Genomic DNA, 26,471 nt, shown 5'->3' on the forward strand with positions numbered 1-26,471 from the left:
TGCGAACGCTAGCCTAGCACTGCTCGAGTGCCTGCTCAAGGTCGGCAATCAGATCGGCCGTGTCCTCGAGGCCGCACGACAGGCGCACCATGTCGGCGGAGATGCCACAGGCGATGAGCTCCTCATCGTTCATCTGACGATGTGTGGCATTAGCGGGATGCAGGCAGCAAGTGCGGGCGTCGGCCACGTGCGTGGCGATCTGGGCGAGCTTGAGGCTCTTCATAAAGGTTTCGGCCGCCGCGCGACCACCGTTAAAGCCAAAGCTCACAACGCCGCAGGTACCGTTGGGCATGTACTTCTGAGCGATGTCATAGTACTTATCGCCCTCCAGGCCCGGATAGCTCACGAAGCGTACCTTGGGATGGCTCTGCAGGAACTTGGCAACGGCCAGGCCATTCTCACAATGACGCGGCATGCGTACATGCAGGCTCTCGAGCGAGCTGTTCAAGAAAAACGCCGCCTGCGGGTTCTGCATGGGGCCAAGATCGCGCATGAGCTGCGCGGTGGCCTTGGTAATGAAGGCACCCTCACGACCGAACTTCTCGGCATAGGTCACGCCGTGATAGCTCTCGTCGGGCGTGGTGAGACCCGGGAACTTGTCCGCATGGGCCATCCAGTCAAACTGGCCGTGGTCAACGATCACGCCGCCCAGGTAGGCGGCATGTCCATCCATGTACTTGGTGGTGGAGTGCGTAACGATGTCGGCGCCCCACTCAAAGGGACGGCACATAACGGGCGTCGGGAAGGTGTTGTCGACCATCAGCGGCACGCCATGGTCATGCGCGGCCTTGGCAAAGCGCTCAATATCGAGCACGGCAAGGGCGGGATTGGCAATCGTCTCGCCAAAGACAAGCTTGGTATTGGGCTCAAAGGCTGCCTCAAGCTCCTCATCGGTGCAGTCGGGGGCAACGAACGTGCAGGTCAAGCCCATGCGACCCATGGTGTGAGCCAGCAGGTTGTAGGTACCGCCGTAGATAGCAGAGCTAGCGACCACATGATCGCCGGCACCGGCAACGTTAAAGATCGCGAGGAAGTTCGCAGCCATGCCCGAGCTCGTGAGCATCGCAGCGGTGCCGCCCTCCATCTCGCAGATCTTGGCGGCAACCAGATCGCACGTGGGGTTCTGCAGGCGGCTGTAGAAGTAGCCCGACTCCTCCAGGTCAAACAGCTTGCCCATGTGCTCGGACGTGTCGTACTTCCACGTGGTGGACTGGTAGATGGGCACCTGGCGCGGCTCGGCATCTCCCGGGTGATAGCCGCCCTGAACACATGTAGTACCGATGGTCTGCTCGCTCATATCTAGCTCCCTTGCCTGGGTTACGTTTTATTCGGTTCACGATACCGCTACCCCGCACCGCTCTCAACCCATCCCCAAGATGGGTTATGAGACAAATTGATCAGGGGCATTTATCTCAAGCTTCGGCATTTGCTCGATAGATAAAAATGAGGCATACATGAAGCTCTCGATGATTACACGCACCGTCACGGGTACCATAGGCGGGTACACCGTGACCAAGGAGACAACGATGAAGCAAATCGATACGGCCCAGCTCGACATCACCGCCTGTCAGGCTCAAGCTGCCGAATATCACGCCCGTGGCTTTAACTGCGCCCAGGCCGTCGCCTGCACACTCGCGCCTGCCGTCGGACTCGACCCCCAGGTCGCTTTTACCCTCACCGAGGGCTTTGGCGCCGGCATGGGCGGCATGACCGAAACTTGCGGCGCCATCTCGGGCGCCGTGGCCATCATGGGCTTTGTAATGAGCGACGGCATGGAAAACCCCAAGACCAAGGGCCAGACCTACAAGCTGTCGCGCGAGATCGCCAAGCGTTTTGGCGAGAAGAACACGACGACCGTCTGCGGCACGCTCAAGGGCATCGGATCGGACAAGGGTCCGCTCCGCAGCTGCCCCGGCTGCATCGACGATGCCGTCGCGATCGCCTGCGATGTGCTAAAGCAGCTCGCCGAGTAAACGGCAGCAACGGAAAAACAAAGGCCGGCGTGCGCTTGGGATCCATCCAAAAGCACGCCGGCCGTCGCCGTTAGAACTCGGCAAATTCGGGAGCGCCGACCTCAATCTCCTCGCGCCCCGCCATAAGCTCGCGCATCTTAGCGCAAAATGACTCCTGCTCCCCCGCCTTAAACACCAAATGAATCGTCACGGCATCCGCGTAATCGGTATCCGAAACCTTGGCACCCGAATCCTGCGCCAAACGAAGCGCCTGCTCATACTGCGGATAGGTCACATGCACGTCAACAGGCACGACACTCGTCATCTCGACGATCTGCCCGGCCTCCTGAGCCGCAGCCACCGCCGCCTGCGTCGCCGCGGTATAGGCGCGCACCAAGCCGCCAGGCCCCAATAGCGTGCCGCCAAAATAGCGCGTCACCACACAGCAAACATTTTTGAGCTCTGCGCCGCGCAACACCTCGAGCGTCGGCATACCGCTCGTGCGGCTCGGCTCACCGTCATCGCTCTGGCGCTCGCGTCCATCGACCAAAATCCACGCGGGAACATTGTGCCGAGCGTCGTAATGACGCTTGCGAACCATCTCGATAAAGGCATTCGCCTCATCCTCGGACTCAATATGGACCAGCTGGGCAATAAACCGGCTCTTGCGGTCCACAAACTCGCCCGAAGCCTCAATATTCGATTGCAGAGTAAAATAGCTGTCCAACAAAGCCCCTCAACAGAATAAAGTGCAGCAACAAACAGCCTCAATAATACGGCAAAGACAGCACTGTTGCCCTCGCCAACAAGAGCGGAAACGCCAATGATGCCGCCACCAACAGCGAGAACCCGTCAGCGCGAGCAAGGTGCCTTGAAAGACGGGGCATTGACCTTATGGTCATGCCCGAAGGCTTGAAAGGCAGATTGCCGCGCTGACGGGTTCGCAGCGTCAACATAGTTGCCAAGTGGGCCTATAAGCCGGGTTCTGTCGTGAACGGTCATTTATCTTGTCTGCACGTTACCGTGCAGCTCCACGCACGCTACCCGAACGCGGACCGGGCCGGCCCATAGCGTTCCTATTCGCGCTTGCTCCGGATGGGGCTTGCCAAGCCGCCGTGTTACCACGACGCTGGTGGTCTCTTACACCACCGTTTCAGCTTTTCCCTTTACGCCTTGCGGCGCAGGTGGGAGTCTTCTTTTCTGCGGCGCTTTCCGTCGGATCACTCCGCCCGGCCGTTAGCCGGCATCCCGCCCTCTGGAGCCCGGACTTTCCTCACGCGTGCTGCAAGCAGCACATCGCGCGACCGTCTGGCCCACTCAGCAGTGCAAGAGTGTAGCACACCGTTGCCGCAGGCAATGGTACAACACAAGCGTTCGACACGATAAACCAAGAACCACGCCATGCAGTACAATAGGGTTGTCGATGGGCAACGTCGTCAGTCGAGACGCGACCGCGCTCCGCACCCCTCCGTCTACTCGGTGTGTTCCCGCCTCCTCCCCGAGGCGGGATGTCGGCATTTTTTCATGCACCGACAACCAAATAGCCTGTGGATGGCATGGGCAGCATCGTGCATCTCGGCACCAAATGCAAAAAGGGACCCGTCCATTACGGACGGGTCCCTTAAAACAAGTGATCGTCAAACCGATTTACTCGGCGTCGGTCTCCTCGTCCTTCTTCTCGGAAGGAAGCGGGGTAACCTCGATCTCGACGCCCAGAGTCTCAGCAGCAGACTTCATGGACAGGGAGATACGACGACGGTCGAGGTCGATCTCCATGACCTTGACCTGAACCTTGTCGCCCACGTGGGTGACCTGAGAAGGCTGATCGACGTGCTTGTTGGCCATCTCGGAGATGTGCACCAGGCCCTCGATGCCCTCGCCCAGATCGACGAAAGCGCCGAACGGGACAAGCTTGGTCACAGTGCCCTCGACGATAGCGCCGACGGGGTACTTCTTGACCAGTGCGCGCCACGGATCCTCGGTGGTCTGCTTGAGACCCAGGGAGATGCGCTCGCGGTTGAGGTCGACGTCGAGAACCTCGACCTCGACCTCCTGGCCGACCTTGACAACCTCGGAAGGATGGTTGACGTGGTTCCAGGAGAGCTCGGAGATGTGGATGAGGCCGTCGATACCGCCGAGGTCGACGAAGGCGCCGAAGTCGACGATGGAGGAAACGGTGCCCTGGAGACGCATGCCAGACTTGAGCTTGGACAGGATCTCGGAGCGCTCAGCCTTACGGGACTCCTCGAGCACGACGCGACGGGAGAGGACAACGTTGTTGCGGTTGCGGTCCATCTCGATGACGCGGGCCTCGATGCGAGTGCCCATGTAGGAGGTGAGGTCCTTGACACGACGGAGGTCGACGAGGGAAGCGGGCAGGAAGCCACGCAGGCCGATGTCGAGAATCAGGCCGCCCTTGACAACCTCGATAACCTCGCCCTCGACGTTCTCGCCGGAGTTGAACTTCTCCTCGATGCGGTTCCAAGCGCGCTCGTACTCGGCACGCTTCTTGGACAGGACCAGACGACCGTCCTTGTCCTCCTTCTGGAGAACCAGAGCCTCGATGGGATCACCGAGTGCAACGATGTCTGCAGGGTTAGCGTCCTTGCGGATGGACAGCTCGCGGACCGGGATAACGCCCTCGGACTTGAATCCGATGTCAACGAGCACCTCGTCATGCTCGATCTTAACGACAGTGCCGTTAACGAGATCGCCCTCATCAAAGTCGGTAATCGTACCGTCGATGAGGTTGTTCATCTCCTCCTCATTGACATCGTCAAGAGAGAAAATGGACGAGTTCTGAATCTCACTCAAAGGTGGACCCCTTTCGAACTACGGGGCCCCGATTGCTAGGACCTACAGAAGGGTGCGACAAGCACACAACGTTTAGGAACACTCGGGAGCCGACAGATACTAATGTGACGCTTATGCAATCACGTTCGTATAGGTTACGGGGAAATGAGTTCGATTTCAAGCGTGAACTGCGATTTTTTACTCGTGTGGAGACTTTTTCGTAATCTTATGAACACACGTCTCCGCAACTTGACGATAACCAGCCAGGCATTTGGCTTTGGGGTAAAGTATCCGGAGCCAACGATTCTGGAACGATTTATCGAGAAAGGTGCCCGCGTGCTCAAAGCAGTCGTTTTCGATATGGACGAAACGCTTCTCAGCATCAACCTCAACGCGTTCATCCTTCGCTATTTTAAGGATGTCTCGTCGATGCTCGCGGATATCGGTCGCCGCAGCCACGGTGGCACGATGGCACGCCTCGGCACTATCTTGGTCGACCTCAACGCCAATCGCCGCAGCGGCACGGACAACCGCACCAATCTTGAGTTTTACCAAGAAGAGGTCGAGCGCCGATGCGGGATCAGCCTCTCCGATCCCCTCATCTACGAGGCGTTTACCTACTATGACCGCGAAGTTCTTCCGTACAAGAACGACGATGTCATTAACGCCCACGCCATGCCGGGCGCACACGCCGCGCTCCAGGCCGTACAGGACGCAGGGCTGCGTTGCGCGCTCTTTACCAACCCCAGCTTTCCGCAGGGGGCCATCGAGTGCCGCATGGGTTGGGGCGACCTGGCCGACGCCCCCTTTGAGCTCGTCACGCACATGGGTAACACCACCCGCTGCAAGCCCGATGCCACCTACTATCTAGAGCAACTTCAGGTGATGGGGCTCGAGCCGCACGAGGTCCTTATGGTGGGCAACGATCCCAAACGCGACTTCCCTAGCCCCGCCTGCGGCATTCAGACTGCCTATGTAGGCCAGGGCAAGCCCAGCCGAGCCACCTGGCGCGGAACCATGGAAGACTTCGCCCGCGACTTTAACGCCGTAGTAGAAGCCTTCTACGAACACCAAGTAGCCGACGAACTGTCTTAACAAACTCGAGTCTTGCCGATCATGATGTTGAGGATCTCGACGTCGGTGTCCTTCATGCCCACGCGGCCCACGTAGCCCATGCTGGCGATTGTCTGCTCAACGGTATCCTGGATCAGGCCCTCGCCGGCGCGGAAGCCGCGACCTTGCATAGCCATATCGTGGCCCAGAATCGCCGCATCGACGGCAGCCGAGATCTTGGCGGCACAGCTCGCCTTGGCGCCGTCGCACACGATGCCGCCCACGTTGCCGAGCGTATTCGAGACCGTCGCGCCAATCTGCTCGCGCGTGCCACCGCACAGCCAGGTAATCGCAGCGCCGGCGCCGCACGCGGCGCAAATAGCACCGCAAAACGCCGAGAGCGCACCAATATAGCTCTTGATATGCACGGCGATAAGATCGGACAGCATCACGGCGCGCACCAGGCGCTCGTGGTCGCAACGCAGGTACTCGGCATACTCCATGACGGGCAATGCGCAGGTAATGCCCTGATTGCCCGAGCCGCACACAATGGCGACCGGCAGCGCGCAGCCGTTCATGCGGGCGTCGGACCCGGCGGCCGCACGGGCACGGGCACGGCAGGCGACGTCATCGGCACGAGCACCCAGCAGCGTACGACCCACCTCGGCGCCCCAAGCGTGCGCAAGGCCCTCGGCACTGATTGCGCCATTCAGCTCAATCTGACGCTCAACGGCAGCGCGGGCGTCCTCAATGTCACCGTCCTCGATAAAGTCGATGATGGACTCAATGCTCATAGGGGTATCGGCCTTATCCGCCGCACGCTCGGCCACCACGCGCTCGGCGCAGGCGGCACACTCCCCCGCCGACTTGCCGCATACCGGAATACCATCGAGCGTATGGCACGTGACATTAGTGTGGTGATCGGTAATCTCGACGACCGCGGTATGGCCCCCGGCCGTCGCAGTCACCTTGATGTAGAGGTTGGGCACACCCTCGACAAGCGACACATCGCAGTAGCCGGCGTCGGCGAGGAGCTCGGCCACGCGAGCGCGGTCTTCATCGTTAACGCTCTCGAGCACCTCGAGCGCGCTCTTAGCGTCGCCGCCCACGGCACCCAGCACGGCCGCCGCTTCAATACCGTGCATGCCGCCCGAGTTGGGCACGGTCACGCTCTTAACGTTCTTGATGATATTGCCCGAGCAGGCAACATCCATATGATCGAGTTCGCAACCGAGCGTCTGACTCGCCAGCGCCGCTGCATAGGCAACGGCAATGGGCTCGGTACAGCCGAGCGCGCAGACAAGTTCGCGGTTCAAAACATCGCAAAACGCGGCATCACGGATGGAATCGGTAGGCATAGGTATCTCCTGCTTGCATAACGGGCTGGGCTCTCATAATAGTTAGCTCCTTTATTTGATAACAATGCATCAAAAACCGCAACCATGGTTCCGGCAGACGGCGCTCAAGCGCAAACTGACGACATTCATTCACAAGAAGTCAGTCTTGTTGCCTGCTAAAGCGTTTGACCAAAAAACGCTCGAGCGTTTACGCAAAAGTCGCGCTATCATGCAGTCGAACGCGGTAAACACCTTTAGCATTTGCGCCGCACAGACCAGAGAGGAACCATCCATGAAGATCGGTATCGGTAACGACCACGCCGCCGTCGAGCTCAAGAATATCATCTCCGAGCACCTGAAGGAGCGCGGCTGCGAGGTCGTGAACTTTGGCACCGACACCTCCGAGAGCTTTGACTACCCCATCGCCGGCTACAAGGTGGGCAAGGCAGTAGCCAACGGCGACGTCGATCTAGGCATCCTGATCTGTGGCACCGGCGTCGGGATCAGCCTGGCTGCCAACAAGGTCGAGGGCGTACGCGCCGTCGTGTGCTCCGAGCCCTTCAGCGCCAAGCTCTCCCGCATGCACAACAATACCAACGTGCTCGCTTTTGGCGCCCGCGTCGTGGGCTCCGAGCTCGCCAAGATGATCGTCGACGAGTGGCTCGACGCCGAGTTTGAGGGTGGTCGTCACGAGCGTCGCGTTAACCTCCTCAACGAGATCGATCACACGCGCGCCCTTAAGATCGTCGACGAAGCCTAAACTATTCAGTGCCACAAGCTAACAGCAGGGGCCCGCTCGGAACACATGTCCGAGCGGGCCCCTGCATAGATTTTGGAATAAAAGGGCGCCGCGGATGGAGTTCCGCGGCGCCCAAGCCACACGCTAACAGCTTTAAGGAGTCAAAGCTGGTTTAGCCAAAGAAGCGCTTAATCTCAATCTCGGCGTTCTCCAGGCAGTCGGAGCCGTGGATCACGTTGGCGTTGACATCGACGGCAAAGTCGCCGCGGATGGTACCAGGAGCAGCCTCAAGCGGGTTGGTAGCGCCCATGAGGGTGCGCATCTTAGCAACAGCGGAGAGACCGGAAACGACCATCTTGACGACCGGACCGCTCGTCATAAAGTCGCAGAGACCGCCAAAGAAGGGCTTGTCGGCCAGATGGGCGTAGTGCTCCTCGACGGTAGCGCGCTCGAGCGTGGTCATCTCCATGCGCTCGATGACAAGGCCGCTGCGCTCAATGCGAGCAACGATCTCGCCGATCTTACGGTCGCGCACGGCGTCGGGCTTAATCATGATGAAGGTCTTCTCGATAGCCATAAAAGTAGCCTTTCAAGTAGGTTCGCGCGTGCCCAAGTCCCATTCCGGCACCCGCCTGGACTGCATCGTAACAGAGTTTTAGCTGCAGTTAAACAAAAAGCTGTTTATTGAAACGTTGCAATTTATTAAAGCGCTCCATATGTGTCACTTCTGTTTCGAAGCCCGATTAGAGTACCATCCGACCGCCCATCAACCGCATCGAACAGAGCAGGCGGTCGGTTGCCGCCCGCGAACGTAACCCCTTCACAACCTGCCCAAAGGTCCTACAGAAGTTCTCGACAAGCCCCTCCCCCATAGCAACAAAATACGGGCGCCCACATCAGCAGGCGCCCGTAAAGTGAAAACGATTTATCAATAAATGGCCAAAACGGCTTCAGCCAAATCCCTACTTTACCCCGTGGCCCATCTCGACGACCTTAGTCAGTGACCCAAATACACCCTCGTCAGCCACGAGCTGTACCTCGGCGCGATCAAGCTGCACGGCAACGGCGGCAGGGGCGGTGCCGCCCTCGGTCGTGCGCGCGGCGACAATCGACGGGATGTCGAGCGCCTCGGTAATGTCGCGCTCAAAGAGCGGGCTTGCCTCCTGGAACACCTCAAACGGCAGGTCCTCAAGATTGCAGCCGCGCTTCTCGCACATCAGGACCAGATGGCCCACCACGGCATGTGCCTCGCGGAACGGCAGGCCACGCTTGGCCAGGTAATCGGCAACATCGGTGGCGGCAAGGTGCCCCACGCCGCACTCGCGCGCCATGGCATCCTCGTTGACGGTCCAAGTCGAAATCATTCCGGCCATAACGGACAGGCACTGCATGAGCGTATGGGCGGTATCGAGCGCGCCCTCCTTGTCCTCCTGCAAGTCCTTGTTATAAGCAAGCGGCAAGCCCTTCATGGTTACCAGCAGCTGCACCAGGTTGCCGTACACGCGACCGCTCTTGCCGCGGATAAGCTCGGCAAAGTCGGGGTTCTTCTTCTGCGGCATGATAGACGAGCCGGTGGAGTAGGAGTCTGAAAGCGTGATAAAGCCAAATTCGGAGCTCGACCACAGCACGATCTCCTCGGAAAGACGCGACAGGTGCATCGCCATGACGGATCCGGCGTAATGCAGATCGAGCAGGAAATCACGGTCGGAAACCGCATCGAGCGAGTTGGGAATCACGCCCGCAAAGCCAAGTTCAGCAGCCGTCATCTGGCGATCGAGCGGATAGCTCGTACCGGCAAGCGCGGCAGCACCCAGCGGGCAGTTGTCGGCGGCATCAAAGGCGGCCTTCAGGCGCGTAAAGTCGCGCGCGAACATCCAGGAATACGCCAGCAGATGATGCGACAGCAGCACGGGCTGAGCGTGCTGCATGTGCGTGTAGCCCGGCAAAATCACCTTGTCGTACTTCTTAGCCGCATCCACCAGCACATGGCGCAGCTCTAGATTGGCCTCCATGAGCTCCTTGGCCAGCGCCTTGACGCCCAGGCGCGTGTCGGTCGCCACCTGGTCGTTGCGCGAACGTCCGGTATGCAAGCGCTTACCGGCCTCGCCGATGCGACGCGTCAGCTCGCTCTCGATGGACATATGAATGTCCTCGTCGTTGATGTCGAAGGTGAAGCTGCCGGCATCGATATCCTGTTCGATTCCGGTCAGACCCTCGGCAATCGCCTGCTCGTCCTCGGCACTGATGATGCCTTGGGTCGCCAGCATTTTGGCATGCGCCTTAGAGCCGGCGATATCCTGTTTATAGAGATGTTTGTCGACCGGCAGCGACGCGCCAAACTCCTGCGTGACCTCGGCCACGCCTGCCTCAAAACGACCACCCCAAAGAGCCATGGAACCGTCCCCTTTCTCCAAATACCAAAACAAGCGCCCAAAGCAATACGCCATATCGCTAAAGCGATTTTTCAACCGCTAGTTTTACACATTCCCTACCGTGTGCGGAGCCATGTAGCTAATTTGCAAAGAAGTGACGCGCCATGCACTTGGCGCCCAACGTCTCCCTCCGGATGTTGCCCTGCGAACCATCGATCCAGGCCTTCAGGCTCATAGGGACGTCCTCGACCCTTGCGGCATCGAACTCGGGCGCGAGGGCAAGTAAAGCATGCGCGATAGCATTGAACATAGTGGATACTCCTCATATATATAGGCGCAGAGCCGCCAAATTGATAGAAGGAGCCCCGCCGGACAACCCCGGCGGGGCTCGGACTCAGCCGCAGACGCGGCATCATATATGCGGGCGGAACGTAGGGGCCACCGATGTTAAGAAGTGTCAGCAAGCATAACGAAAGGTAGGGACCCCGTGCGCCCGTTATGTATCACGCGGATGGGCCGCGCGGATACCAAGGGAAGGAGGCGCTAGGCCTGGGCGGCAGCAGAGCTGGGGCCCTGGACCTTTGCCCACGTCTTGAGCGACAGCGTATCGATCTCGATAAAGCCGGCGCTGGCCTTCTCGTCAAACGTGGTGTCGCGGTCGTAGGTAGCCAGACCGTAGTCGTAGAGGCTGAAGGGGCTCTTGCGGCCGACGACATGGCAGTTGCCCTTAAAGAACTTCAGACGGACAGTGCCGGTCACGAACTTTTGCGCGTCGGCCATAAAGGCATCGAGCGCGTTTTTGAGCGGGCTGTACCACTGGCCGTTGTACACGGCGGTGGCCCAATCCTGCTCGAGCTTGATCTTGGTCTTGAGCAGGTCGCCCTCGACGCAGATGTCCTCGAGCGCCTTGTGGGCGGTGATGAGCGTCAGGGCGCCGGGAACCTCGTAGCACTCGCGGCTCTTAAGGCCCACCAGGCGATCCTCGACCAGATCGAGACGGCCAAAGCCATTGTCGCCGGAGATCTTGTTGAGGGCGATGACGATCTCAGAGAGCTTCATCTTCTTGCCGTCGACGGCGACGGGCTTGCCGGCCTCAAACTCTATCTCGGTGTAGGTCGGGGTGTCCGGGGTGTCCTCGGGATTCTTGGTCATAACCCAAGCGTCGTCGAGCGGCTCATTCCAGGGATCCTCCAGGTGACCGCACTCAATGGCACGACCCCACAGGTTGTCGTCGATGGAGTAGGGGTTGTCGTTGGCACCCTCGGGAACCGGCACGTTGTGGGCGTGGGCATAGGCGACCTCGTCGGGGCGACACTTCAGGTCCCACTCGCGAACCGGGGCGATAACCTTGAGCTCGGGGTCGAGGGCCTTGACGGCGGCCTCAAAACGGACCTGGTCGTTACCCTTGCCGGTGCAGCCGTGGGCGACGTAGGTCGCGCCAAACTCGTGGGCGACCTCAACAAGCTTCTTGGCAAGCAGCGGGCGAGACAGGGCGGAGAGCAGCGGATACTTGTTCTCGTACATGGAGTTTGCGGCGATGGCCTTAGTCAGGAACTCATCGGAGAACTCGTCGCGCAGGTCGAGTACCTGGCAATCGAGAACGCCCAGGTCGAGCGCCTTCTGCTTCTTGGCATCCAGTCCGGTCTCTTCCTGGCCCACGTTGCCGCAGACGCAAACGACATCGAGATTCTTCTCGTCCTGGAGCCACTTGACACATACGGATGTATCAAGACCACCGGAATATGCGAGAACGACTTTTTCCTTGCTCATGGCTGTTTCCTTTCGCCCTTGGTAGCTAGTTAGAACATCGGTCAGTTGCAAGTCATTTCAAGGTCATATACCGTGCAATATCAGGTTAAATAGCAAAAATCAGCACATACATGCCCTAGAAACATGCAGCAATGTCGTGCTAAAACCCAACGACCTCAAAATGACTCTGTTGAGGCAATTCGCCCCATGCGGACAGAGACGATTGTTATCGTCGTCGGGAAATTGCGCGCTGGCGTCGGATGGCATTGTCTGCAGTGGTGATGATCTTTACGAACTGCATCTGCCTCTCCTTTCACCTATCGCCGGGCGCAATTCTAATATCGTAAACGGTACCTTTTCCTCGGTAAGCGGTTGTTTTTCCGTCTCCGTTTTCGATGGTCGCTATATTACGCTAAAGTGCCCGCAGCACAAGCGACAAATTCAAATTTCTGAAAAGTTTTTTCATTACTTTGTGAAGCGTGGTGCAAATACGCTCCGTTCCTGCGAAAATACGCCCGACTACGAATTGATGGTTATAACGTCTGAAACAATCTCGAAACGAAAGGCTCGCTTTTATGCAAACTTACGAATCGGACGCCAATATCGGAAACATTAAGATTCTCGCCGTCGACATGGACAAGACGCTGCTGACCGACGAGCGCGTGCTGCCCCAGGGTCTTGATGAGCGCCTGGACAAGCTCGCCGACGCCGACATCGTATTCTGCCCCGCCAGCGGACGTCCCGCCCCCAAGCTCGAGGAGATGTTCGAGGGCGTCAAGAACCGCCTCGCCTTTTGTCCCGACAACGGAGCGTGCGTGATCTATCGCGGCAGCTATATCTATAAGAGCACTATTGACGTGGAGCTGTATCAGCAGGTCTTGAGCCGTGCCTCGGAGGATCCGCGCGCTGTCCCCGTCCTTTGCTGCTTCGACGAGTTCTACGTGCTTGCCCGCGACCATCAATACCACGACGAGATCAGCGTCTACTACAACACAATCAACTACGTCGACAGCTTTGATGGCATTGATTTCGAGTCCAACAAGATTTCGGTCTTCTTCCCCGGCTACGACGCCGAGCCCGCTTTCCGCGAGACCTATAGTCCCGAGTTCTCGGACAAGCTCTACGTCACCAACGCCGGGCGCGAGTGGATCGACTTTATGAACCTGGGCGTCGACAAGGGCGCCGGCGTCGCGCACCTGTGCGAACACCTGGGCATCGATATCGCCGACGCCGCCGCCGTGGGCGATACGTACAACGACATCCCCATGCTCGAGCGCGTCGGGCACAGCTTTATCGTGGACAATGCCGAAGAGCACATGAACGCGCATGCCAAGTGGCGCATTCCGAGCAACAACGACGGGGGCGTACTGACGCTCATCGACGCCATCTTGGCGGCTCGTTAACGCGGCTCGTCGGACCTGGCCGGGCGAGGCGGGTAAGTTTTTCGTTCGGTCAGGTCCTGGGCTCGCTCGGAAAGCACATTAAGTGCTTTCCGGCTCGTGCGGAATCTACGAAAAACTTACCCGCCTCGCCCGGCCAGGTCCTAGGGTGACTTGCTTGCCGCCCAGATGGCGTCTTGGCGTCTAGATACTTGGCTGATTTTTTTGGAATGAAGGGGGCTCCTTGTTGGCAAGGAGCCCCCTTCTGCTTTTGGTTACTGTGGGTTGTTGGTACGTCTCTATTTGGCATCGGCCCAGGTTATGCCGGTGCTGGCTTCGGCGATTAGGGGGACGCGGAGGTCTACTACGTGTTCCATGACGTCGCGGACCATGGTGGTTAGGCGCTCGACTTCGTCGACGGGGCACTCAAAGTCCAGTTCGTCGTGTACCTGCAAGATCATGTGAGCGGCAAAGCCCTCCTCTTCCAGACGGCGGCTTACGCGGGCCATCGCGATCTTGATGATGTCGGCGGCGGTTCCCTGCATGGGGTGGTTCATAGCCGTGCGCTCGCCAAAACCGCGGAGTTGCGGGTTTTTGGCCTTGAGCTCCGGAATATGACGACGGCGGCCATACATGGTCTCGGCGTAGCCCGTTTGCTTGGCGCGCGCCACCACGTTGTCGAGGAACGTGCGCACGCCCGGGTAGGCCTCGTAGTAGCGGTCGATCATGTCGCGCGCCTCGGCCATTGAGATGTGCAGCGACTGCGACAGACCGTAGGCCTGCTGGCCGTACACGATGCCAAAGTTCACGGCCTTGGCGCGACTGCGCAGATCGGGTGTCACCTCGGACACCGGCACGCCAAATACACGCGCCGCCGTCTCGGCATGGAAGTCCTCGCCCTCGTTAAAGGCACGCACCAGATGTTCATCACCCGAAAGATGCGCGAGCAGGCGCAGCTCGATCTGCGAGTAGTCCACCGCCAAAAAGACGCTGCCCTCGCCCGCCGAGAACGCCGTCTTGACGGTACGCCCCAGCTCCGAGCGCGTCGGAATGTTCTGCAGGTTCGGGTCGCTCGAGGACAGACGCCCCGTCGCGGTGATGGTCTGGTTGTACGTGGTGTGCACTCGACCGTCACCACGGCGCAACGGACCTAGCGTGTCCAGATAGGTCGACTTAATCTTGGACTTCTCACGCCAGTCCAAAATCAGGCGCACGATCTCGTGGTCGCGGGCAAGGTCGCTCAACACCTTGGCGTTGGTCGAATAATAGCCGCGCTTAGTCTTTTTGAGGCCCTTGGTCGGAAGCCCCATAACGTCAAACAGCACGTGCGACAGCTGCATGGGACTGCCAATATTGAAGGTCTCGTCACCCGCCAGGTCGCGAATGCTGCGCTCAACCTCGGCAATCTGGGTCGCCAGACCCTCGGACAGACTGTGCAGGCGCTCGGGGTCCACGAGCATGCCCGCGCGCTCCATCTTGGCAAGCACCGGAACGAGCGGCATCTCGATGCCATCGAACACGTTGGCGGCATTCTCGCGGGCCATGCGGTCACGCAACGGCGCGATCAGCGCCAGCGTCAAGGCCGCCGTGCGAGCGGCGGGCGAAGGAGCGTCCTCACCAGCACCCTCTGCGCCGCGCGCCGCAGGCAGCGTCATTTGCAGATACGTATCGGCAAGATATGCCTCATCGAACTCGGAGCGGTCGGAATCCAGCAGGTAGGCGGCAACCACGGTATCGAAGATACGCGTGGAATCAGCGGACAGCGGATCCATGAGCTCGGGCTCAGAAGAATCGATAGGCGAAAGCTCGTGCAGCAGTGCCTTCATGTCCGGGCTCGCCACGCAGCCCTCCATAAACAGGCGCGCAAGCACGCCGGCAATCACGCCGTGGACGAAGTTGAAGCCCTCAACCTCAGCCGCTGCACCGCTGTCGCCCTCCTCGAGCGCGAACAGGCCCTTGGACGTCGCCAGCCACAGCGTGCGCGTCAGTCCAAAGAGCGCGCCCTCTTCCTTGTCGTCGTCCACCACGGCGGCGACCCACTCGCCGGCATCAATCGCGCGGGAAATCTCAGCCGCAACGGCACCAAGCGCGTCAGCATCGCCCGCGGCTGCGCGAACCATCGCAGGCATCTCAAACACACTGGAGGCAGCAGCAGCCCCGCCCCCGCCACCGATCAGCGCCAAGAAACGGTTCTGCATGGCGGTGATACCAAGCGTGCCCAGCGCCGCGGAAACCTCATCGGCAGAAAACGCCGGAAAGGACGTCGCCTCAAAATCGAGCTCAACGGGCGCATCGGTGCGGATGGTCGCGACCTTGCGGCTCAGCAGGGCATCGTCGATGTGCGCGCGCAGGTTTTCGCCCATCTTGCCCTTGACCTCGTCGGCATGCGCGATGACCTCGTCCAGGCTACCGTACTGCGCAATGAGCGCGCTCGCCTTTTTGGGGCCGATGCCCGGCACGCCGGGGATGTTATCGGACGTGTCGCCCTTCAGACCATAAAAGTCGGGCACGAGCGCCGGCGTGATGCCGTGATACAGATCGTCCACGCTCTCGGGCGTCATGATCGCCACATCGGACAGGCCCTTGCGGGTCGAGACCACGTTGACGTGCTCGGTCACGAGCTGATACATGTCGCGGTCGCCGGTCACCAGCAGCATGTCGCAGCCGGCCTGCTCGCCCAGGCGCGCCATAGTGCCCAGGATGTCATCGCCTTCCCAGCCCTCGGACTGCAAAATCGGCACGTTGAGCGCGACGAGCAGCTCCTTAATCATGGGAAACTGCGCGTGCAGATCGGGGTCCATGGGCGGGCGCTGCGCCTTATACTGCGGCAGCATCTCCATGCGCACGCGCGGCTTGCCCTTGTCAAACGCCACAACAACGCCGTCGGGATTAAAGGCGTCAATCATCTTGAGAAACATGTTCAGGAAGCCGAAGATCGCGTTGGTGGGGCGACCGTCCGGCGCGTTCATAGTCGGCGGCACGGCGTGAAAGGCGCGATGCATGAGCGAGTTGCCGTCGATGACAGCAAAGGTACGGCGCTTGTCAGACATATTGAATACCTCGCTTTGGGCTGGGCACGGTTTGCTCACTCCAGTTTACACGCTCCCCGCCCCGCGGCCACCTCACATCAAGCTCCCCCGCCACCGTGAGCCCGCGCGTGATACGATGGCTCACGGTACATCAACCAGCACGATCGATCCGAAAGGAGCCTGCGTCATGGAGCGTCCCTGCGCATGGAAAAAGTACACGCCACAGCAAATCGAGGAGCTCGAGGAGCTTTGCCGCGGCTATATGCAGTTTTTGAGTGAGAACAAAACCGAGCGCCTCTGCGTCAAGGCCGGCATCAAGATGGCCGAGGAGGCGGGATACGTCGACCTGGAGACCGTAATCGCCGAAGGCCGCGAGCTCAAGGCAGGCGACAAGGTGTACGCCGCCAATCACGGCAAGGACCTTATGCTCGTCAACCTGGGCACCGCCCCGCTCGAGCAGGGCTTTAACATCCTGGGCGCCCACGTGGACTCGCCGCGCCTGGACCTTAAGCAGAACCCCGCCTTCGAGGCCGGCGACATGGCTTATCTCGACACGCACTACTATGGCGGCGTCAAGAGCTATCACTGGGTCGCTTCCCCGCTCGCGCTCGTAGGCGTCATCTGCAAAAAGGACGGCACCACCGTCGACATCAACATCGGCGACAAGGCCGACGACCCGGTCTTTACCATCTCTGACCTGCTGATTCATCTCTCGAGCGAGCAGATGTCCAAGCCCGCCAAGGACGCCGTCGACGCCGAGATCCTCGACGTGATCGTGGGCGGCCGCCCCGTCAAGTTCGATGAGGACGACAAGGACGCCCCCAAGGAGCCCGTCAAGCAGATGTTCCTGGACATCCTCAAGGAGCAGTACGGCGTCGAGGAGGAGGACTTCCTCTCCGCCGAGATCGAGGTCGTGCCCGCCGGCCCGGCCCGCGACATGGGCCTCGACCGCTCCATGATTCTGGGCTATGGCCACGACGACCGTGTCTGCGCCTACCCCTCCATGCTTGCCCAGATCAATGTGGCCAATGTCGAGCGCACGAGCATCACGCTCATCGTCGACAAGGAGGAGATTGGCTCCGTAGGCGCTACCGGCATGACGAGCCGCTTCTTCGAGAACACCGTCGCCGAGATCATGACGCTCGCCGGCGAGGACAGCCCGCTGGCCCTGCGCCGCGCGCTCGCCCGCAGCCGCATGCTCTCCTCCGACGTGTCCGCCGGCTTCGACCCGGGCTATGCCGGCAAGTTCGAGACCAAGAACGCGGCTTTTATGGGTCGCGGCCTGTGCTTTAACAAGTACACGGGCAGCCGCGGCAAGGGTGGCTCCAACGACGCCGATGCCGAGTATGTGGCCCTCATCCGCGACATCATGGACGAGGCCGGCGTGGACTTCCAGACCTGCGAGCTCGGCCGCGTCAACGCTGGTGGCGGCGGCACCATCGCCTACATCATGGCCAAGTACGGTATGAACGTCATCGACTCCGGCGTTGCCGTCCTGTCCATGCACGCCCTGTGGGAGGTCGCCAACAAGGCCGACATCTACGAGGCCTATCGCGGCTACAAGGCCTTCCTCGAGCGCGCCTAGCCAGTCTCCTTTTAACTTGCGGTGAAATACGGACTAAACTGGCCCATAAACGGCCAAAACAGACCGTATTCCACCGCAACTTCCTTTTTGGCAGAGGAGAGTCCATGCTGCAGGTCATCATTTCGCCCGCCAAGCAGATGCGCGCGGCCCAAGATGCTTTTGAAGTCCTGGGCATTCCACCCTTTGTGCGCGAGACGGCTCGCCTCCACCGCGCGCTGCTAGATATCGAGCGGAATGAAGGCAGCGGCGGCCTGCAGGCGCTGTGGAACGTGAGTGACAAACTGCTGGGGCCTTGCCTCAACACCCTGCATGAGTTCGGGCCCATCCTGAAAAGCGGCGATCTCGACAATCCCGCACTCGCCCGTCACCTCTCCCCTGCCGTCATGTCCTATCACGGCATTCAATACCAGAGCATGGCACCCGAGGTGATGGATTCTGCGCAGCTCGCATGGCTGCAAGACCATCTGTGGATCCTCTCCGGCCTCTACGGGTGCGTTCGTCCCTTCCATGCCGTCGAACCGTATCGGCTGGAGATGGGCGCGAAGCTCGCCGTTGACGATGCCCGAGACCTCTACGCGTTTTGGAGCGACAAGCTCGCGCGGGCTATCGCCCCGGCAGGCTCAAACACCACGATCGTCAACCTCGCCAGCGCGGAATACGCCAAAGCCGTTCTGCCCCACCTCGCGGACGACGCCACGGCCGTCACATGCCTCTTTGGCGAGGGTATCCGCAACGGGAAGCCCATCCAACGGTCGACCGCCAGCAAAAAGGCGCGCGGCTCCATGGTGCGGTGGATGGCAGAAAACAAGCTCGAGGATGCAAGCGAACTTACCGCATTCAACATCGGCTATCGGCACATCCCCGAGCTTTCAGACAAAAACGCCCTGGTATTCATGAACGCGCAGGCACAATAGGCCCGCCGTTTCCAAACACCCCGTTACTCCGCCAAGCCATCGGCCTTTGCAATCTCGCTCGTCGAGCCATCTTGGTAGGTAATCTTAACGTGCTCTACGTCGGATACCGCAGCGCCCGCCGGGGGCTCCAAGCGCCATTCCGTCAGCGCAATGTCCATGGTCGTGGGCACGTCCCCTTGATCTTTGAGCTTCACCGTCAGCGTTTTGAGCGTCGCATCAAACGTCACGCGTTCGATTTCTTCGCCCGGAATAGACCCGCCGCTCAGCTGCAGCTGCACAAACTCGTCGCGCGGATACCAATAGTCGCCCGGTGCGGCAACGGTATTGCCGCCCGCGACCCTCACCGTCATTATCGGCAGGGCATCATCAGTCTCGAACTCCCATGCAGCGCCGCCACGACCGCCGAACGTCCAAATACAAAAGGCAATCACCAACACGGCAAGCACCGCAAAACCAATCGCGACAAGGCCATGGTGCGCACGGCCCTCCTCGGCCGATACATCCCATTGTGTCTCTCGATATAGATGCTTGTCTTCCATGTTCGCCTCCCCACGGGCACGCTCGTTGGCCCAATCGTACCCATTCAGGCTATACTTGAGCCCATTACATAAACGGGGAGCTTGCAGGACAAGACGGCAGGCTGAGACTGGGCGCGCCCGCCCTGACCCGCAAACCTGATATGGGTAATGCCAACGAAGGGAGCCGTGCCAATGAGCACACAGACCGAGCCCAAGCTCGTCACGCAAATCGACTTCGCCCGTGCCGGGCAGATCACGCCGCAGATGAAGGAAGTCGCCGAGCGCGAGCATCGCAACCCCGAGTACATCCGCGAGCGCGTGGCCGACGGCCGCATCGCCATTCCCGCCAACATCGTGCACATCAAAAAGGGCATGCGCGCCTTTGGCGTCGGTGAGGGCCTGTCCACCAAGGTCAACGTGAACCTGGGTATCTCGGGCGACAAGGCCGATGCCGCCGAGGAATGGAAGAAGGTCAAGATCGCCGAGGACTTTGGCGCCGACGCCATCATGGACCTCTCCAACTCGGGCAAGACGCGCCAGTTCCGCCAGCAGCTCATCGACGAGACGCCGCTCATGGTAGGCACCGTCCCCATGTACGACGCCATCGGCTACATGGAAAAGCCGCTGGTCAAGCTCACCAAGGACGACCTGTTCGAAGTCGTGCGCGCGCATGCCGAGGACGGCGTGGACTTTATGACCATTCACTGCGGCATCAACAAGTCGGTCACCAAGACCTTTAAGGAGACCGGCCGCCTGATGAACATCGTGAGCCGCGGCGGCTCACTGCTGTTTGGCTGGATGGAGGTCACCGGTAACGAGAACCCGTTCTATGAGTTCTACGACGAGTTGCTCGAGATTTGCCACGAGTACGACGTGACGATTTCGCTCGGCGACTCCTGCCGCCCGGGCTGCCTCTACGACTCCAACGACGCCACCGAGACCGCTGAGATGATCGAGCTGGGCAAGCTGTGCAAGCGCGCTTGGGCCGCCGGCGTCCAGGTCATGGTCGAGGGCCCGGGTCACATGGCGCTCGACGAGATCGCCGCCAACATGAAGCTACAGAAGCGCCTGTGCCACAACGCCCCGTTCTATGTGCTCGGGCCGCTGGTGACCGATATCGGCGTGGGTTACGACCACATCACCGCTGCCATCGGCGGCGCCATCTCCGCCAGCTCCGGTGCCGACTTCCTGTGCTACGTGACACCGGCCGAGCACCTATGCCTGCCCAACGCCCAGGATGTGCTCGACGGCCTCATGGCCACCAAGATCGCCGCACACGCCGCCGACATCGCCAAAAAGGTGCCCCACGCCCGCGACATGGACGACAAGATGGGCCAGGCACGCCGCAAGCTCGACTGGGACGCCATGTGGAAGTGCGCGCTCGACCCGGTCACCGGCAAGAAGCGCTACGAGGAATCCCCCGCCGCCACCGAGGGCACTTGCACCATGTGTGGCAAGATGTGCGCCGTCCGAACCGTCAACAAGATCTTCGAGGGCACCACGATCGACCTCGGCATGGAGGACTAACCCTGTCGCCGCGGCCGCCTCTGGCGGCGAGCTGGTGCCTGTCAATTGTTAACGTGTGAACATTTGCTTGCATTTGCGTAAAGATTGCATCGCCCGCCCGGGTTCGACATAGAGTCGGCCCGGGCATCTTTATAATGCTGGCTTAAAGACCCATTTGATTCCGACCGAACAAGGGAGCGAACATGGATCGTAGTAAGGTACCTGCCGTCCTGTCCATCGCGGGATCCGATTCCAGCGGCGGCGCCGGCATTCAGGCCGACATCAAGACCATCACGGCGCACCGCCTGTATGCCGAGACAGCCATCACAGCCATAACCGCACAAAACACGCTCGGTGTCACCGCCGTGCAGAACATCTCCCCGGATATTGTCGCGGCGCAAATCGATGCCGTTTTTGACGATATTCGACCCAACGCCGTCAAGATTGGCATGGTTTCCTCTGCCGAGATTATCGATGTTATCGCCGACCGCCTGAGCGCTTGGAACGCGACAAACGTTGTCGTCGACCCCGTCATGGTCGCCACCTCGGGCGCGCGGCTGATTGCCGAAGATGCCGCCGAGGCGCTCACCCGCCGCCTGTTCCCGCTAGCGACGGTTATCACGCCCAATATTCCCGAGGCCATGGCTCTGCTCGACTACGAGGTCGACTCCGAGCGCACGCAGCAAAATGCTGCCATGCTCCTCACCCGCCGCTTTGGTTGCGCATCCCTCGTTAAGGGTGGGCATCTTGTCAACGAGGCCAACGATGTACTGGCCGAACCCGCGCCACTCGATGACGAGGGCAACCATCTGGGAGATCCACTCACCACGTGGTTCCGCCACAAGCGCATCGAGACCGACAACACACACGGCACCGGCTGCACGCTCTCGTCCGCCATCGCCTGCGCGCTGGCCCAGGGCATGGATCTTGCCGACGCCGTCAATGCGGGCAAGGCATACCTGACAGGCGCTCTGGCCGCCGGCCTGAACATGGGCAAAGGCTCCGGCCCCGTCAATCACATGTGGCAGTATTAAGATTCGCAGCCCAAGCCACCGCAAAGGGGACAGGCACCTTTGCGGTGGCTTGGGGTCGCGCTACTCACCGAGCATCTCTTGGAGCTTGGCTGCCACGGCGTGACCCAGGCTCTCGTGGCTTTCGGGCATCATATGCAGATAGTCGATATCGCCCGGCTCGGCAAACTCCGCTGCATTCAAAAAGTCGCAGCCAAACTGCTTGGCTACGTGCGCATAGTATTCAGCAAAATGCTCCGAGGCCTCGACGGAACGCTCGTCAAAATCGGTCATATATACGTCGGCGATTTGCGGCTTGATCTTGATAGGCGCCATCAGCAGAATACGCGGGCAGGGTGCGGCATTGGTCCAGGGAAATGCACGCACCGCGCGAATCAGCGCCATGGTGCCACGGGCAATATCGGAGGCCGTCACACCAAAGACCGTCTTGCAATCGTTAGTTCCCAGCATAATAACGATCGCATCCAGCGGCTTATGGGCCTCAAGCAGCATCGGCAGCGCGCGGATGCCGTTAAGATTGGTGTCCAAATGGCACATGTCGTCGCGTACCGTCGTGCGGCCGTTGAGGCCTTCTTCAATTATATGCCAGCCCTCGCCTAAGTCACGTTGGGCCACGCCACACCAGCGCACATCCCGCGCATAGCGCACCGCGGTGCCGTCGCGCATGCCCGCCGGATCGTAACCATAGGTGTTGCTGTCGCCAAAGCATAGAACGTTTTTCATCGTAAGCCCTTCCTTTAGTAAAAAGCCGACGGGAGCAGCCTCTCCCGCCGGCTCGACCTATCTGTCAGCACGTACCGATTACAGGTACTTGCGCCAGTCGTCGTCATCCTCGTCGTCCTCGGCAGCGGCCTGGGCCTGCTCGGCGGCGCGAGCTGCCGCAGCGCGAGCGGCAACCTGGGCATAGGACTCCTCGTTGCGCTCGGGGAAGTTTGCCAGCACGTGCTCGAACTTGGCAAAATCCTCATCCCAGCGCGTAGAAGGCACGGCAAAAAAGACCTGCTTGACCTTAAAGTCGCCCGACGCGAGCTCCTTGCGGAAGAGCTCGGCCACGGCCTCTGCGTCAAAGCCGTTGTTGTCGCAGCCCCAAGCGCCCAGCACGAGCTTCTCGCGACCCAGCTCGTCGCAGATGGCAAGCACAAAGCGAATGCGGTCGCGCAGGGCATCCAGCAGAGCATCGTCGCTCACGCGATACTCCTGGCGGGCGCGCTTAACGTTGGGCGCGGCGGCCACGATCACGTCGGCGTATGCATGCACGTGGTTGCGGTCGAAGCGCACCGCAGGCACCACCAGCGCACGGTTTCGGTAAAGCTCGCAGTTGATGTTGCGGCGACGGTTCTCGCCGTACCATTTGCGCTGCTTATCGAGAACGTTGTACAGATACGAATCGGCGCACAGCGTGGCCTCCTGGCCCAGATAGCCCTGAATATAGCCACCGCCCGGGTTGGTGAACGAGGCAAAGGCGAGCACGGCCATGTCGCAGAACTGCGCATAGCCACGACCGTTGTCCAAGATGGCCTGCGTGGCGGAGGCATCGAGCACAGTGACCTCGGGCAGAACCGGAGCGGGCTCCTCAGCAGGCGCGGACTCAGCTTCGGCGATTTCCTCGGCAGGCTCCTCGACGGGCTCGAGCGCTGCCTCGACCTCGGCAGCCTCCGCGCCCTCGACGTCCTCGGCAACCTGTTCTTCGGTGGCCACAGCACTCTGAACCTTGGCCTTCATCGCCGCGACAAAGCCGGCAGGCATACCGTCAAACTCGCGAACACCGGCAAGCGAACGCTCGATATCCTTGGCGCACGCTTCGGACACAGTTGCCACGTGACGCTCGGCGGCCTTGGCACGGGCCTCGCGCTTGGGATTGGGCTGACCCGCGCGATTAGACCTGCGGTTACGGTTCCTGTTGTCGACGTCTGCCATAAGTGGCCACCTTTCCTGTCGCTGCCGCTATCGGCTTTTTCCATCCATGATACCCCGCCGCGTACAAAAAAGACGGCCCCGAAGGACCGCCTTTCGCATCGATTTACACGCACGGCAAGCACCGCCGCAATTCGCCACTAGTCGCGACGGCCAAGGATGTTCAGGATGCGCAGGAACACGTTGATAATGTCCACGAACAGATTGGACGCCATGAGCACGGCGTTGGGCAGTGTAGGCGGCACTGTCGTGGCAACATAGGTGTCGTAGCCAATAAAGCCGGCGAACACCACGATCACGATCAGGTCGGTGATGGTCTGCGAGACGCCCATGAACATCAGCACGATCTCAACCAGAATAGTGGCGAGCAGAATGCCAAAACCGATGCCATATACGCGCTGGAAAAACTTGGGGAACGTCACGCCCAAGGCGCCAAAGACAAAGGTGATGGCGGCCGTGGCGATAAAGGCAGTGTTGATGGTGGGCAGGTCGTAGTTGGCAAGGCCAAACGACGCGGTCAGGCCAAAGGTACTCGCAAAGATTACGTAGCCCACAAGGGACAGGCCCACGGACTGTTTGCTGGCAGCAGCCGACATCATAACCATGCCGACGATGGTCAACATAAACGAGCCAAAGACCAGCGGCAAGGCGGCGCCGCTCATCATCATGCGCGCAAACGACATGGTGCTCGTAAAGTAGGCGCCGGCGCCCATGGCGCAAAAGCCCAAGAAGATCAGGGCAGACATGGTGAGATTGTACGCGCGCGGCGACATCTCCTTGGCGCGGCTTGCGCCGCTCTCGACGGGGCCGTTCTGATAGCCCTGGATATCGTTCATAGGTTCGTCCTTTCAAAAAGCGCCACAAATAACGGCGCAGTAGCTGACAAGATTCCTGTCATTGTACCCGAACGCCGTGCGTCCTTACCTACGGCGCTCGCCCTCAAGCGTACGGTCGAATGCCCACACCCACCAACGCATCAGGTGGGCCTGCGAGCCATCTGGTCGTTCACGCGTCTGGTCCTCCAGATACAACTCGGTCGCGTGCCCGCCAAAACGTACCTTATAGGTTGCCGTACGGATGCCGTGAACCGTCAGGCCAAACCCAGCGGTCGAGACAATCTCGTCAATCGTAAAGCAACGACCGTCGACCCAGCAGACGGTGACCGGCACGACCTGTCCGCCCGCGAGGATGCGAGCCACGACGTCCACATACTGCTTGTGCACGCGCCGAGTTTTGCCATCTGTCTGTCGATATTCCATGTCTCCTATTATCGAACGCATGTTTGCATGTTGTAAAGCGAACAGACTGTGGTTTTGGAGTGTCGAAGCGAACGCGCGTGTCCGCATGGCGTGATAGCAAAAAGAACACCCACGGTCAACAGGGCTAATATTCTATTTTAGTGCCAAAAAATTACTTCTCCCATCAGAACTCGGCAAAGAAACCCGTAGGAGGTGATACGATTTATCATGTTTTTGTAACGTGTCTGCAAACTTCGAGAAAGCCCATATATGGACGTAACGTTCTCAACCTTCCTCGGCCAAATTGTGTCGAACCCAGTCCTTGCCGTCACCGTGATCCTCGCGTTGGGCGCCATCTTCGTCAATGGATGGACCGACGCGCCCAACGCCATCGCGACCTGCGTCACTACGCGTTGCATGCCCGCCCGCGCCGCCATTCTCATGAGCGCCGCATTCAACTTCCTCGGCGTGCTCATCATGACGCACTTTAATGCGAGCGTCGCCAACACCATCTCACATATCGTCGATTTTGGCGGAAACAGCACCATGGCGCTCGCCTGCCTGTGCGCGGCGCTGTTCTCCATCGTCGTCTACGGCGCCACAGCGTCGCGTTTTGGCATCCCCACCTCGCAAAGCCACAGCCTTATCGCCGGCCTGACCGGTGCCGCTATCGCCCTCGGCGGCGCGAGCAGCGTCAACGTCCACGAGTGGATGAAGGTCATCTACGGCCTGGCGCTCTCCATCGGCCTGGGCTTTGTCATGGGCTGGGTCCTGTGCAAACTCGTCTCGATTCTTTTCGCCGCCGCCAACAGGCGACGTGCCAATGTCTTCTTTAAATACGCTCAGATCGCGAGCGCTGCGGCCATGAGCTTTATGCACGGCGCGCAGGATGGACAGAAGTTCATCGGCGTGCTCTTTTTAGGCGTGGCCTTCGCAAACGGCCAGACCAGCGTCGGCGATGCCGGCATCCCCATCTGGATTATGCTGCTGTGCTCGGCCACCATGGGTATCGGCACCAGCGTGGGCGGTGAGCGCATCATCAAGTCCGTCGGCCAGAGCATGGTTAAGCTCGAGAAGTATCAGGGCTTCTCCGCCGACCTCGCGGGCGCCGCGAACCTGCTGCTTGCCACCCTTACCGGCATCCCCGTGTCCTCCACACACATCAAGACCTGCGCCATCATGGGCGTCGGTGCCGTCAAGCGCCTCTCGGCCATCAACTTCGGCGTCGTCAAGGACATGATGTTCACCTGGTTCTTCACCTTCCCCGCCTGCGGACTCATCAGCTTTGTCATGGCCAAGCTGTTCATGATGTTCCTCTAGTCAAACCGAACGTCCATCTGGACCGCAACACTTCGCCCACCC

General features: G+C 60.1%; 23 protein-coding genes and 1 other RNA gene. 9 read left to right on the top strand and 15 right to left on the bottom strand.

The genetic code is table 11. The features are described 5' to 3' along the window. Positions 1–13: 13 nt before the first annotated feature. A complete protein-coding gene (locus tag GDJ93_RS03280) occupies positions 14–1,297 on the bottom strand; it encodes an O-acetylhomoserine aminocarboxypropyltransferase/cysteine synthase family protein (RefSeq protein ID WP_152067732.1) in 1,284 nt (427 codons plus the stop codon). Positions 1,298–1,526: 229 nt separating this feature from the next. Here GDJ93_RS03280 and GDJ93_RS03285 point away from each other — a divergent pair, with 229 nt between their 5' ends. Further along, positions 1,527–1,973, top strand: coding sequence for a C-GCAxxG-C-C family protein (locus GDJ93_RS03285; protein WP_226812440.1), 447 nt, complete (start codon positions 1,527–1,529; stop codon positions 1,971–1,973). 70 nt (positions 1,974–2,043) lie between these two features. Here the strand turns inward: GDJ93_RS03285 and GDJ93_RS03290 are convergent, their stop codons facing one another. From GDJ93_RS03290 to rpsA, 3 genes are all read right to left on the bottom strand, one after another. Continuing rightward, complete coding sequence (locus tag GDJ93_RS03290; protein ID WP_193221430.1) at positions 2,044–2,682, bottom strand: YigZ family protein; 639 nt, start codon at positions 2,680–2,682, stop codon at positions 2,044–2,046. Between the two features lie 228 nt (positions 2,683–2,910). Further along, an RNA gene (rnpB, locus tag GDJ93_RS03295) (RNase P RNA component class A) lies at positions 2,911–3,272 on the bottom strand. A gap of 327 nt (positions 3,273–3,599) precedes the next feature. Further along, entirely contained in the window at positions 3,600–4,766 is a 1,167-nt protein-coding gene (gene rpsA, locus GDJ93_RS03300; protein ID WP_022095232.1) for a 30S ribosomal protein S1, read from the bottom strand. Positions 4,767–5,081: 315 nt separating this feature from the next. Here rpsA and GDJ93_RS03305 point away from each other — a divergent pair, with 315 nt between their 5' ends. Next, positions 5,082–5,840, top strand: a complete 759-nt coding sequence (locus GDJ93_RS03305) for an HAD family hydrolase (protein WP_152067735.1) — start codon at positions 5,082–5,084, stop codon at positions 5,838–5,840. On the opposite strand, the gene GDJ93_RS03310 is transcribed toward GDJ93_RS03305, so the two are convergent. Then, entirely contained in the window at positions 5,837–7,156 is a 1,320-nt protein-coding gene (locus GDJ93_RS03310) for an L-cysteine desulfidase family protein (protein WP_152067736.1), read from the bottom strand. The two genes, GDJ93_RS03305 and GDJ93_RS03310, sit on opposite strands and share 4 nt — an antisense overlap. Before the next feature lie 271 nt (positions 7,157–7,427). Between GDJ93_RS03310 and rpiB the strand changes: the two genes are divergently transcribed. Continuing rightward, entirely contained in the window at positions 7,428–7,895 is a 468-nt protein-coding gene (rpiB, locus tag GDJ93_RS03315) for a ribose 5-phosphate isomerase B (RefSeq protein WP_117762860.1), read from the top strand. Positions 7,896–8,046: 151 nt separating this feature from the next. Here rpiB and ndk read toward each other — a convergent pair whose 3' ends face one another. From ndk to GDJ93_RS03330, 4 genes are all read right to left on the bottom strand, one after another. After that, on the bottom strand, positions 8,047–8,451 hold the full coding sequence (gene ndk / locus GDJ93_RS03320; RefSeq protein ID WP_035138006.1) for a nucleoside-diphosphate kinase: 405 nt from the start codon (positions 8,449–8,451) through the stop codon (positions 8,047–8,049). A gap of 385 nt (positions 8,452–8,836) precedes the next feature. Next, positions 8,837–10,267 carry an argininosuccinate lyase gene (gene argH / locus GDJ93_RS03325; RefSeq protein WP_152067737.1) on the bottom strand — a complete coding sequence of 477 codons (1,431 nt, stop codon included), beginning with the start codon at positions 10,265–10,267 and terminating at the stop codon, positions 8,837–8,839. Between the two features lie 118 nt (positions 10,268–10,385). Then, complete coding sequence (locus GDJ93_RS09980; RefSeq protein ID WP_158550218.1) at positions 10,386–10,556, bottom strand: hypothetical protein; 171 nt, start codon at positions 10,554–10,556, stop codon at positions 10,386–10,388. A 233-nt stretch (positions 10,557–10,789) separates the two neighbouring features. Then, positions 10,790–12,016, bottom strand: coding sequence for an argininosuccinate synthase (locus tag GDJ93_RS03330; RefSeq protein ID WP_152067738.1), 1,227 nt, complete (start codon positions 12,014–12,016; stop codon positions 10,790–10,792). Between the two features lie 554 nt (positions 12,017–12,570). Between GDJ93_RS03330 and GDJ93_RS03335 the strand changes: the two genes are divergently transcribed. After that, the gene (locus GDJ93_RS03335; protein WP_152067739.1) at positions 12,571–13,398 is read left to right on the top strand and encodes a Cof-type HAD-IIB family hydrolase; all 828 of its coding nucleotides are present in this window, start codon (positions 12,571–12,573) and stop codon (positions 13,396–13,398) included. A gap of 275 nt (positions 13,399–13,673) precedes the next feature. Here GDJ93_RS03335 and polA read toward each other — a convergent pair whose 3' ends face one another. After that, the gene (gene polA, locus GDJ93_RS03340; RefSeq protein WP_152067740.1) at positions 13,674–16,424 is read right to left on the bottom strand and encodes a DNA polymerase I; all 2,751 of its coding nucleotides are present in this window, start codon (positions 16,422–16,424) and stop codon (positions 13,674–13,676) included. A 166-nt stretch (positions 16,425–16,590) separates the two neighbouring features. Between polA and GDJ93_RS03345 the strand changes: the two genes are divergently transcribed. Then, a complete protein-coding gene (locus tag GDJ93_RS03345; protein WP_152067741.1) occupies positions 16,591–17,988 on the top strand; it encodes an aminopeptidase in 1,398 nt (465 codons plus the stop codon). A 104-nt stretch (positions 17,989–18,092) separates the two neighbouring features. Then, complete coding sequence (locus tag GDJ93_RS03350; protein WP_152067742.1) at positions 18,093–18,902, top strand: YaaA family protein; 810 nt, start codon at positions 18,093–18,095, stop codon at positions 18,900–18,902. Between the two features lie 23 nt (positions 18,903–18,925). Here the strand turns inward: GDJ93_RS03350 and GDJ93_RS03355 are convergent, their stop codons facing one another. Continuing rightward, positions 18,926–19,441, bottom strand: a complete 516-nt coding sequence (locus GDJ93_RS03355) for a hypothetical protein (RefSeq protein WP_152067743.1) — start codon at positions 19,439–19,441, stop codon at positions 18,926–18,928. Between the two features lie 171 nt (positions 19,442–19,612). On the opposite strand from GDJ93_RS03355, the gene thiC reads away from it, so the two are divergent. After that, a complete protein-coding gene (gene thiC / locus GDJ93_RS03360) occupies positions 19,613–20,947 on the top strand; it encodes a phosphomethylpyrimidine synthase ThiC (protein ID WP_152067744.1) in 1,335 nt (444 codons plus the stop codon). Between the two features lie 182 nt (positions 20,948–21,129). After that, positions 21,130–21,960 (top strand): bifunctional hydroxymethylpyrimidine kinase/phosphomethylpyrimidine kinase, encoded by an 831-nt coding sequence (thiD, locus tag GDJ93_RS03365; protein ID WP_152067745.1) that lies wholly within the window; start codon positions 21,130–21,132, stop codon positions 21,958–21,960. Between the two features lie 60 nt (positions 21,961–22,020). On the opposite strand, the gene GDJ93_RS03370 is transcribed toward thiD, so the two are convergent. From GDJ93_RS03370 to GDJ93_RS03385, 4 genes are all read right to left on the bottom strand, one after another. Further along, positions 22,021–22,680 carry an SGNH/GDSL hydrolase family protein gene (locus tag GDJ93_RS03370; RefSeq protein WP_152067746.1) on the bottom strand — a complete coding sequence of 220 codons (660 nt, stop codon included), beginning with the start codon at positions 22,678–22,680 and terminating at the stop codon, positions 22,021–22,023. 78 nt (positions 22,681–22,758) lie between these two features. Next, positions 22,759–23,874, bottom strand: a complete 1,116-nt coding sequence (locus GDJ93_RS03375; RefSeq protein ID WP_152067747.1) for a TIGR02452 family protein — start codon at positions 23,872–23,874, stop codon at positions 22,759–22,761. 137 nt (positions 23,875–24,011) lie between these two features. Next, on the bottom strand, positions 24,012–24,707 hold the full coding sequence (locus GDJ93_RS03380; RefSeq protein WP_152067748.1) for a Bax inhibitor-1 family protein: 696 nt from the start codon (positions 24,705–24,707) through the stop codon (positions 24,012–24,014). An 84-nt stretch (positions 24,708–24,791) separates the two neighbouring features. Further along, on the bottom strand, positions 24,792–25,130 hold the full coding sequence (locus GDJ93_RS03385; RefSeq protein ID WP_138374472.1) for a hypothetical protein: 339 nt from the start codon (positions 25,128–25,130) through the stop codon (positions 24,792–24,794). 249 nt (positions 25,131–25,379) lie between these two features. On the opposite strand from GDJ93_RS03385, the gene GDJ93_RS03390 reads away from it, so the two are divergent. Further along, positions 25,380–26,429, top strand: coding sequence for an inorganic phosphate transporter (locus tag GDJ93_RS03390; protein ID WP_117655139.1), 1,050 nt, complete (start codon positions 25,380–25,382; stop codon positions 26,427–26,429). Positions 26,430–26,471: the final 42 nt, after the last annotated feature.

Origin of the sequence: Collinsella aerofaciens (assembly GCF_902501475.1) — a bacterium.
GTDB lineage: Bacteria > Actinomycetota > Coriobacteriia > Coriobacteriales > Coriobacteriaceae > Collinsella > Collinsella aerofaciens_AL.

What these genes read in the sequence shown, in the direction of transcription:
- GDJ93_RS03280 (WP_152067732.1), bottom strand. Translation starts at nt 1,297, where the DNA reads ATGAGCGAGCAGACCATCGGTACTACATGTGTTCAGGGCGGCTATCAC.
- GDJ93_RS03285 (WP_226812440.1), top strand. Translation starts at nt 1,527, where the DNA reads ATGAAGCAAATCGATACGGCCCAGCTCGACATCACCGCCTGTCAGGCT.
- GDJ93_RS03310 (WP_152067736.1), bottom strand. Translation starts at nt 7,156, where the DNA reads ATGCCTACCGATTCCATCCGTGATGCCGCGTTTTGCGATGTTTTGAAC.
- rpiB (WP_117762860.1), top strand. Translation starts at nt 7,428, where the DNA reads ATGAAGATCGGTATCGGTAACGACCACGCCGCCGTCGAGCTCAAGAAT.
- ndk (WP_035138006.1), bottom strand. Translation starts at nt 8,451, where the DNA reads ATGGCTATCGAGAAGACCTTCATCATGATTAAGCCCGACGCCGTGCGC.
- argH (WP_152067737.1), bottom strand. Translation starts at nt 10,267, where the DNA reads ATGGCTCTTTGGGGTGGTCGTTTTGAGGCAGGCGTGGCCGAGGTCACG.
- GDJ93_RS09980 (WP_158550218.1), bottom strand. Translation starts at nt 10,556, where the DNA reads ATGTTCAATGCTATCGCGCATGCTTTACTTGCCCTCGCGCCCGAGTTC.
- GDJ93_RS03330 (WP_152067738.1), bottom strand. Translation starts at nt 12,016, where the DNA reads ATGAGCAAGGAAAAAGTCGTTCTCGCATATTCCGGTGGTCTTGATACA.
- GDJ93_RS03335 (WP_152067739.1), top strand. Translation starts at nt 12,571, where the DNA reads ATGCAAACTTACGAATCGGACGCCAATATCGGAAACATTAAGATTCTC.
- polA (WP_152067740.1), bottom strand. Translation starts at nt 16,424, where the DNA reads ATGTCTGACAAGCGCCGTACCTTTGCTGTCATCGACGGCAACTCGCTC.
- GDJ93_RS03345 (WP_152067741.1), top strand. Translation starts at nt 16,591, where the DNA reads ATGGAGCGTCCCTGCGCATGGAAAAAGTACACGCCACAGCAAATCGAG.
- GDJ93_RS03350 (WP_152067742.1), top strand. Translation starts at nt 18,093, where the DNA reads ATGCTGCAGGTCATCATTTCGCCCGCCAAGCAGATGCGCGCGGCCCAA.
- GDJ93_RS03355 (WP_152067743.1), bottom strand. Translation starts at nt 19,441, where the DNA reads ATGGAAGACAAGCATCTATATCGAGAGACACAATGGGATGTATCGGCC.
- thiC (WP_152067744.1), top strand. Translation starts at nt 19,613, where the DNA reads ATGAGCACACAGACCGAGCCCAAGCTCGTCACGCAAATCGACTTCGCC.
- thiD (WP_152067745.1), top strand. Translation starts at nt 21,130, where the DNA reads ATGGATCGTAGTAAGGTACCTGCCGTCCTGTCCATCGCGGGATCCGAT.
- GDJ93_RS03370 (WP_152067746.1), bottom strand. Translation starts at nt 22,680, where the DNA reads ATGAAAAACGTTCTATGCTTTGGCGACAGCAACACCTATGGTTACGAT.
- GDJ93_RS03375 (WP_152067747.1), bottom strand. Translation starts at nt 23,874, where the DNA reads ATGGCAGACGTCGACAACAGGAACCGTAACCGCAGGTCTAATCGCGCG.
- GDJ93_RS03380 (WP_152067748.1), bottom strand. Translation starts at nt 24,707, where the DNA reads ATGAACGATATCCAGGGCTATCAGAACGGCCCCGTCGAGAGCGGCGCA.
- GDJ93_RS03385 (WP_138374472.1), bottom strand. Translation starts at nt 25,130, where the DNA reads ATGGAATATCGACAGACAGATGGCAAAACTCGGCGCGTGCACAAGCAG.
- GDJ93_RS03390 (WP_117655139.1), top strand. Translation starts at nt 25,380, where the DNA reads ATGGACGTAACGTTCTCAACCTTCCTCGGCCAAATTGTGTCGAACCCA.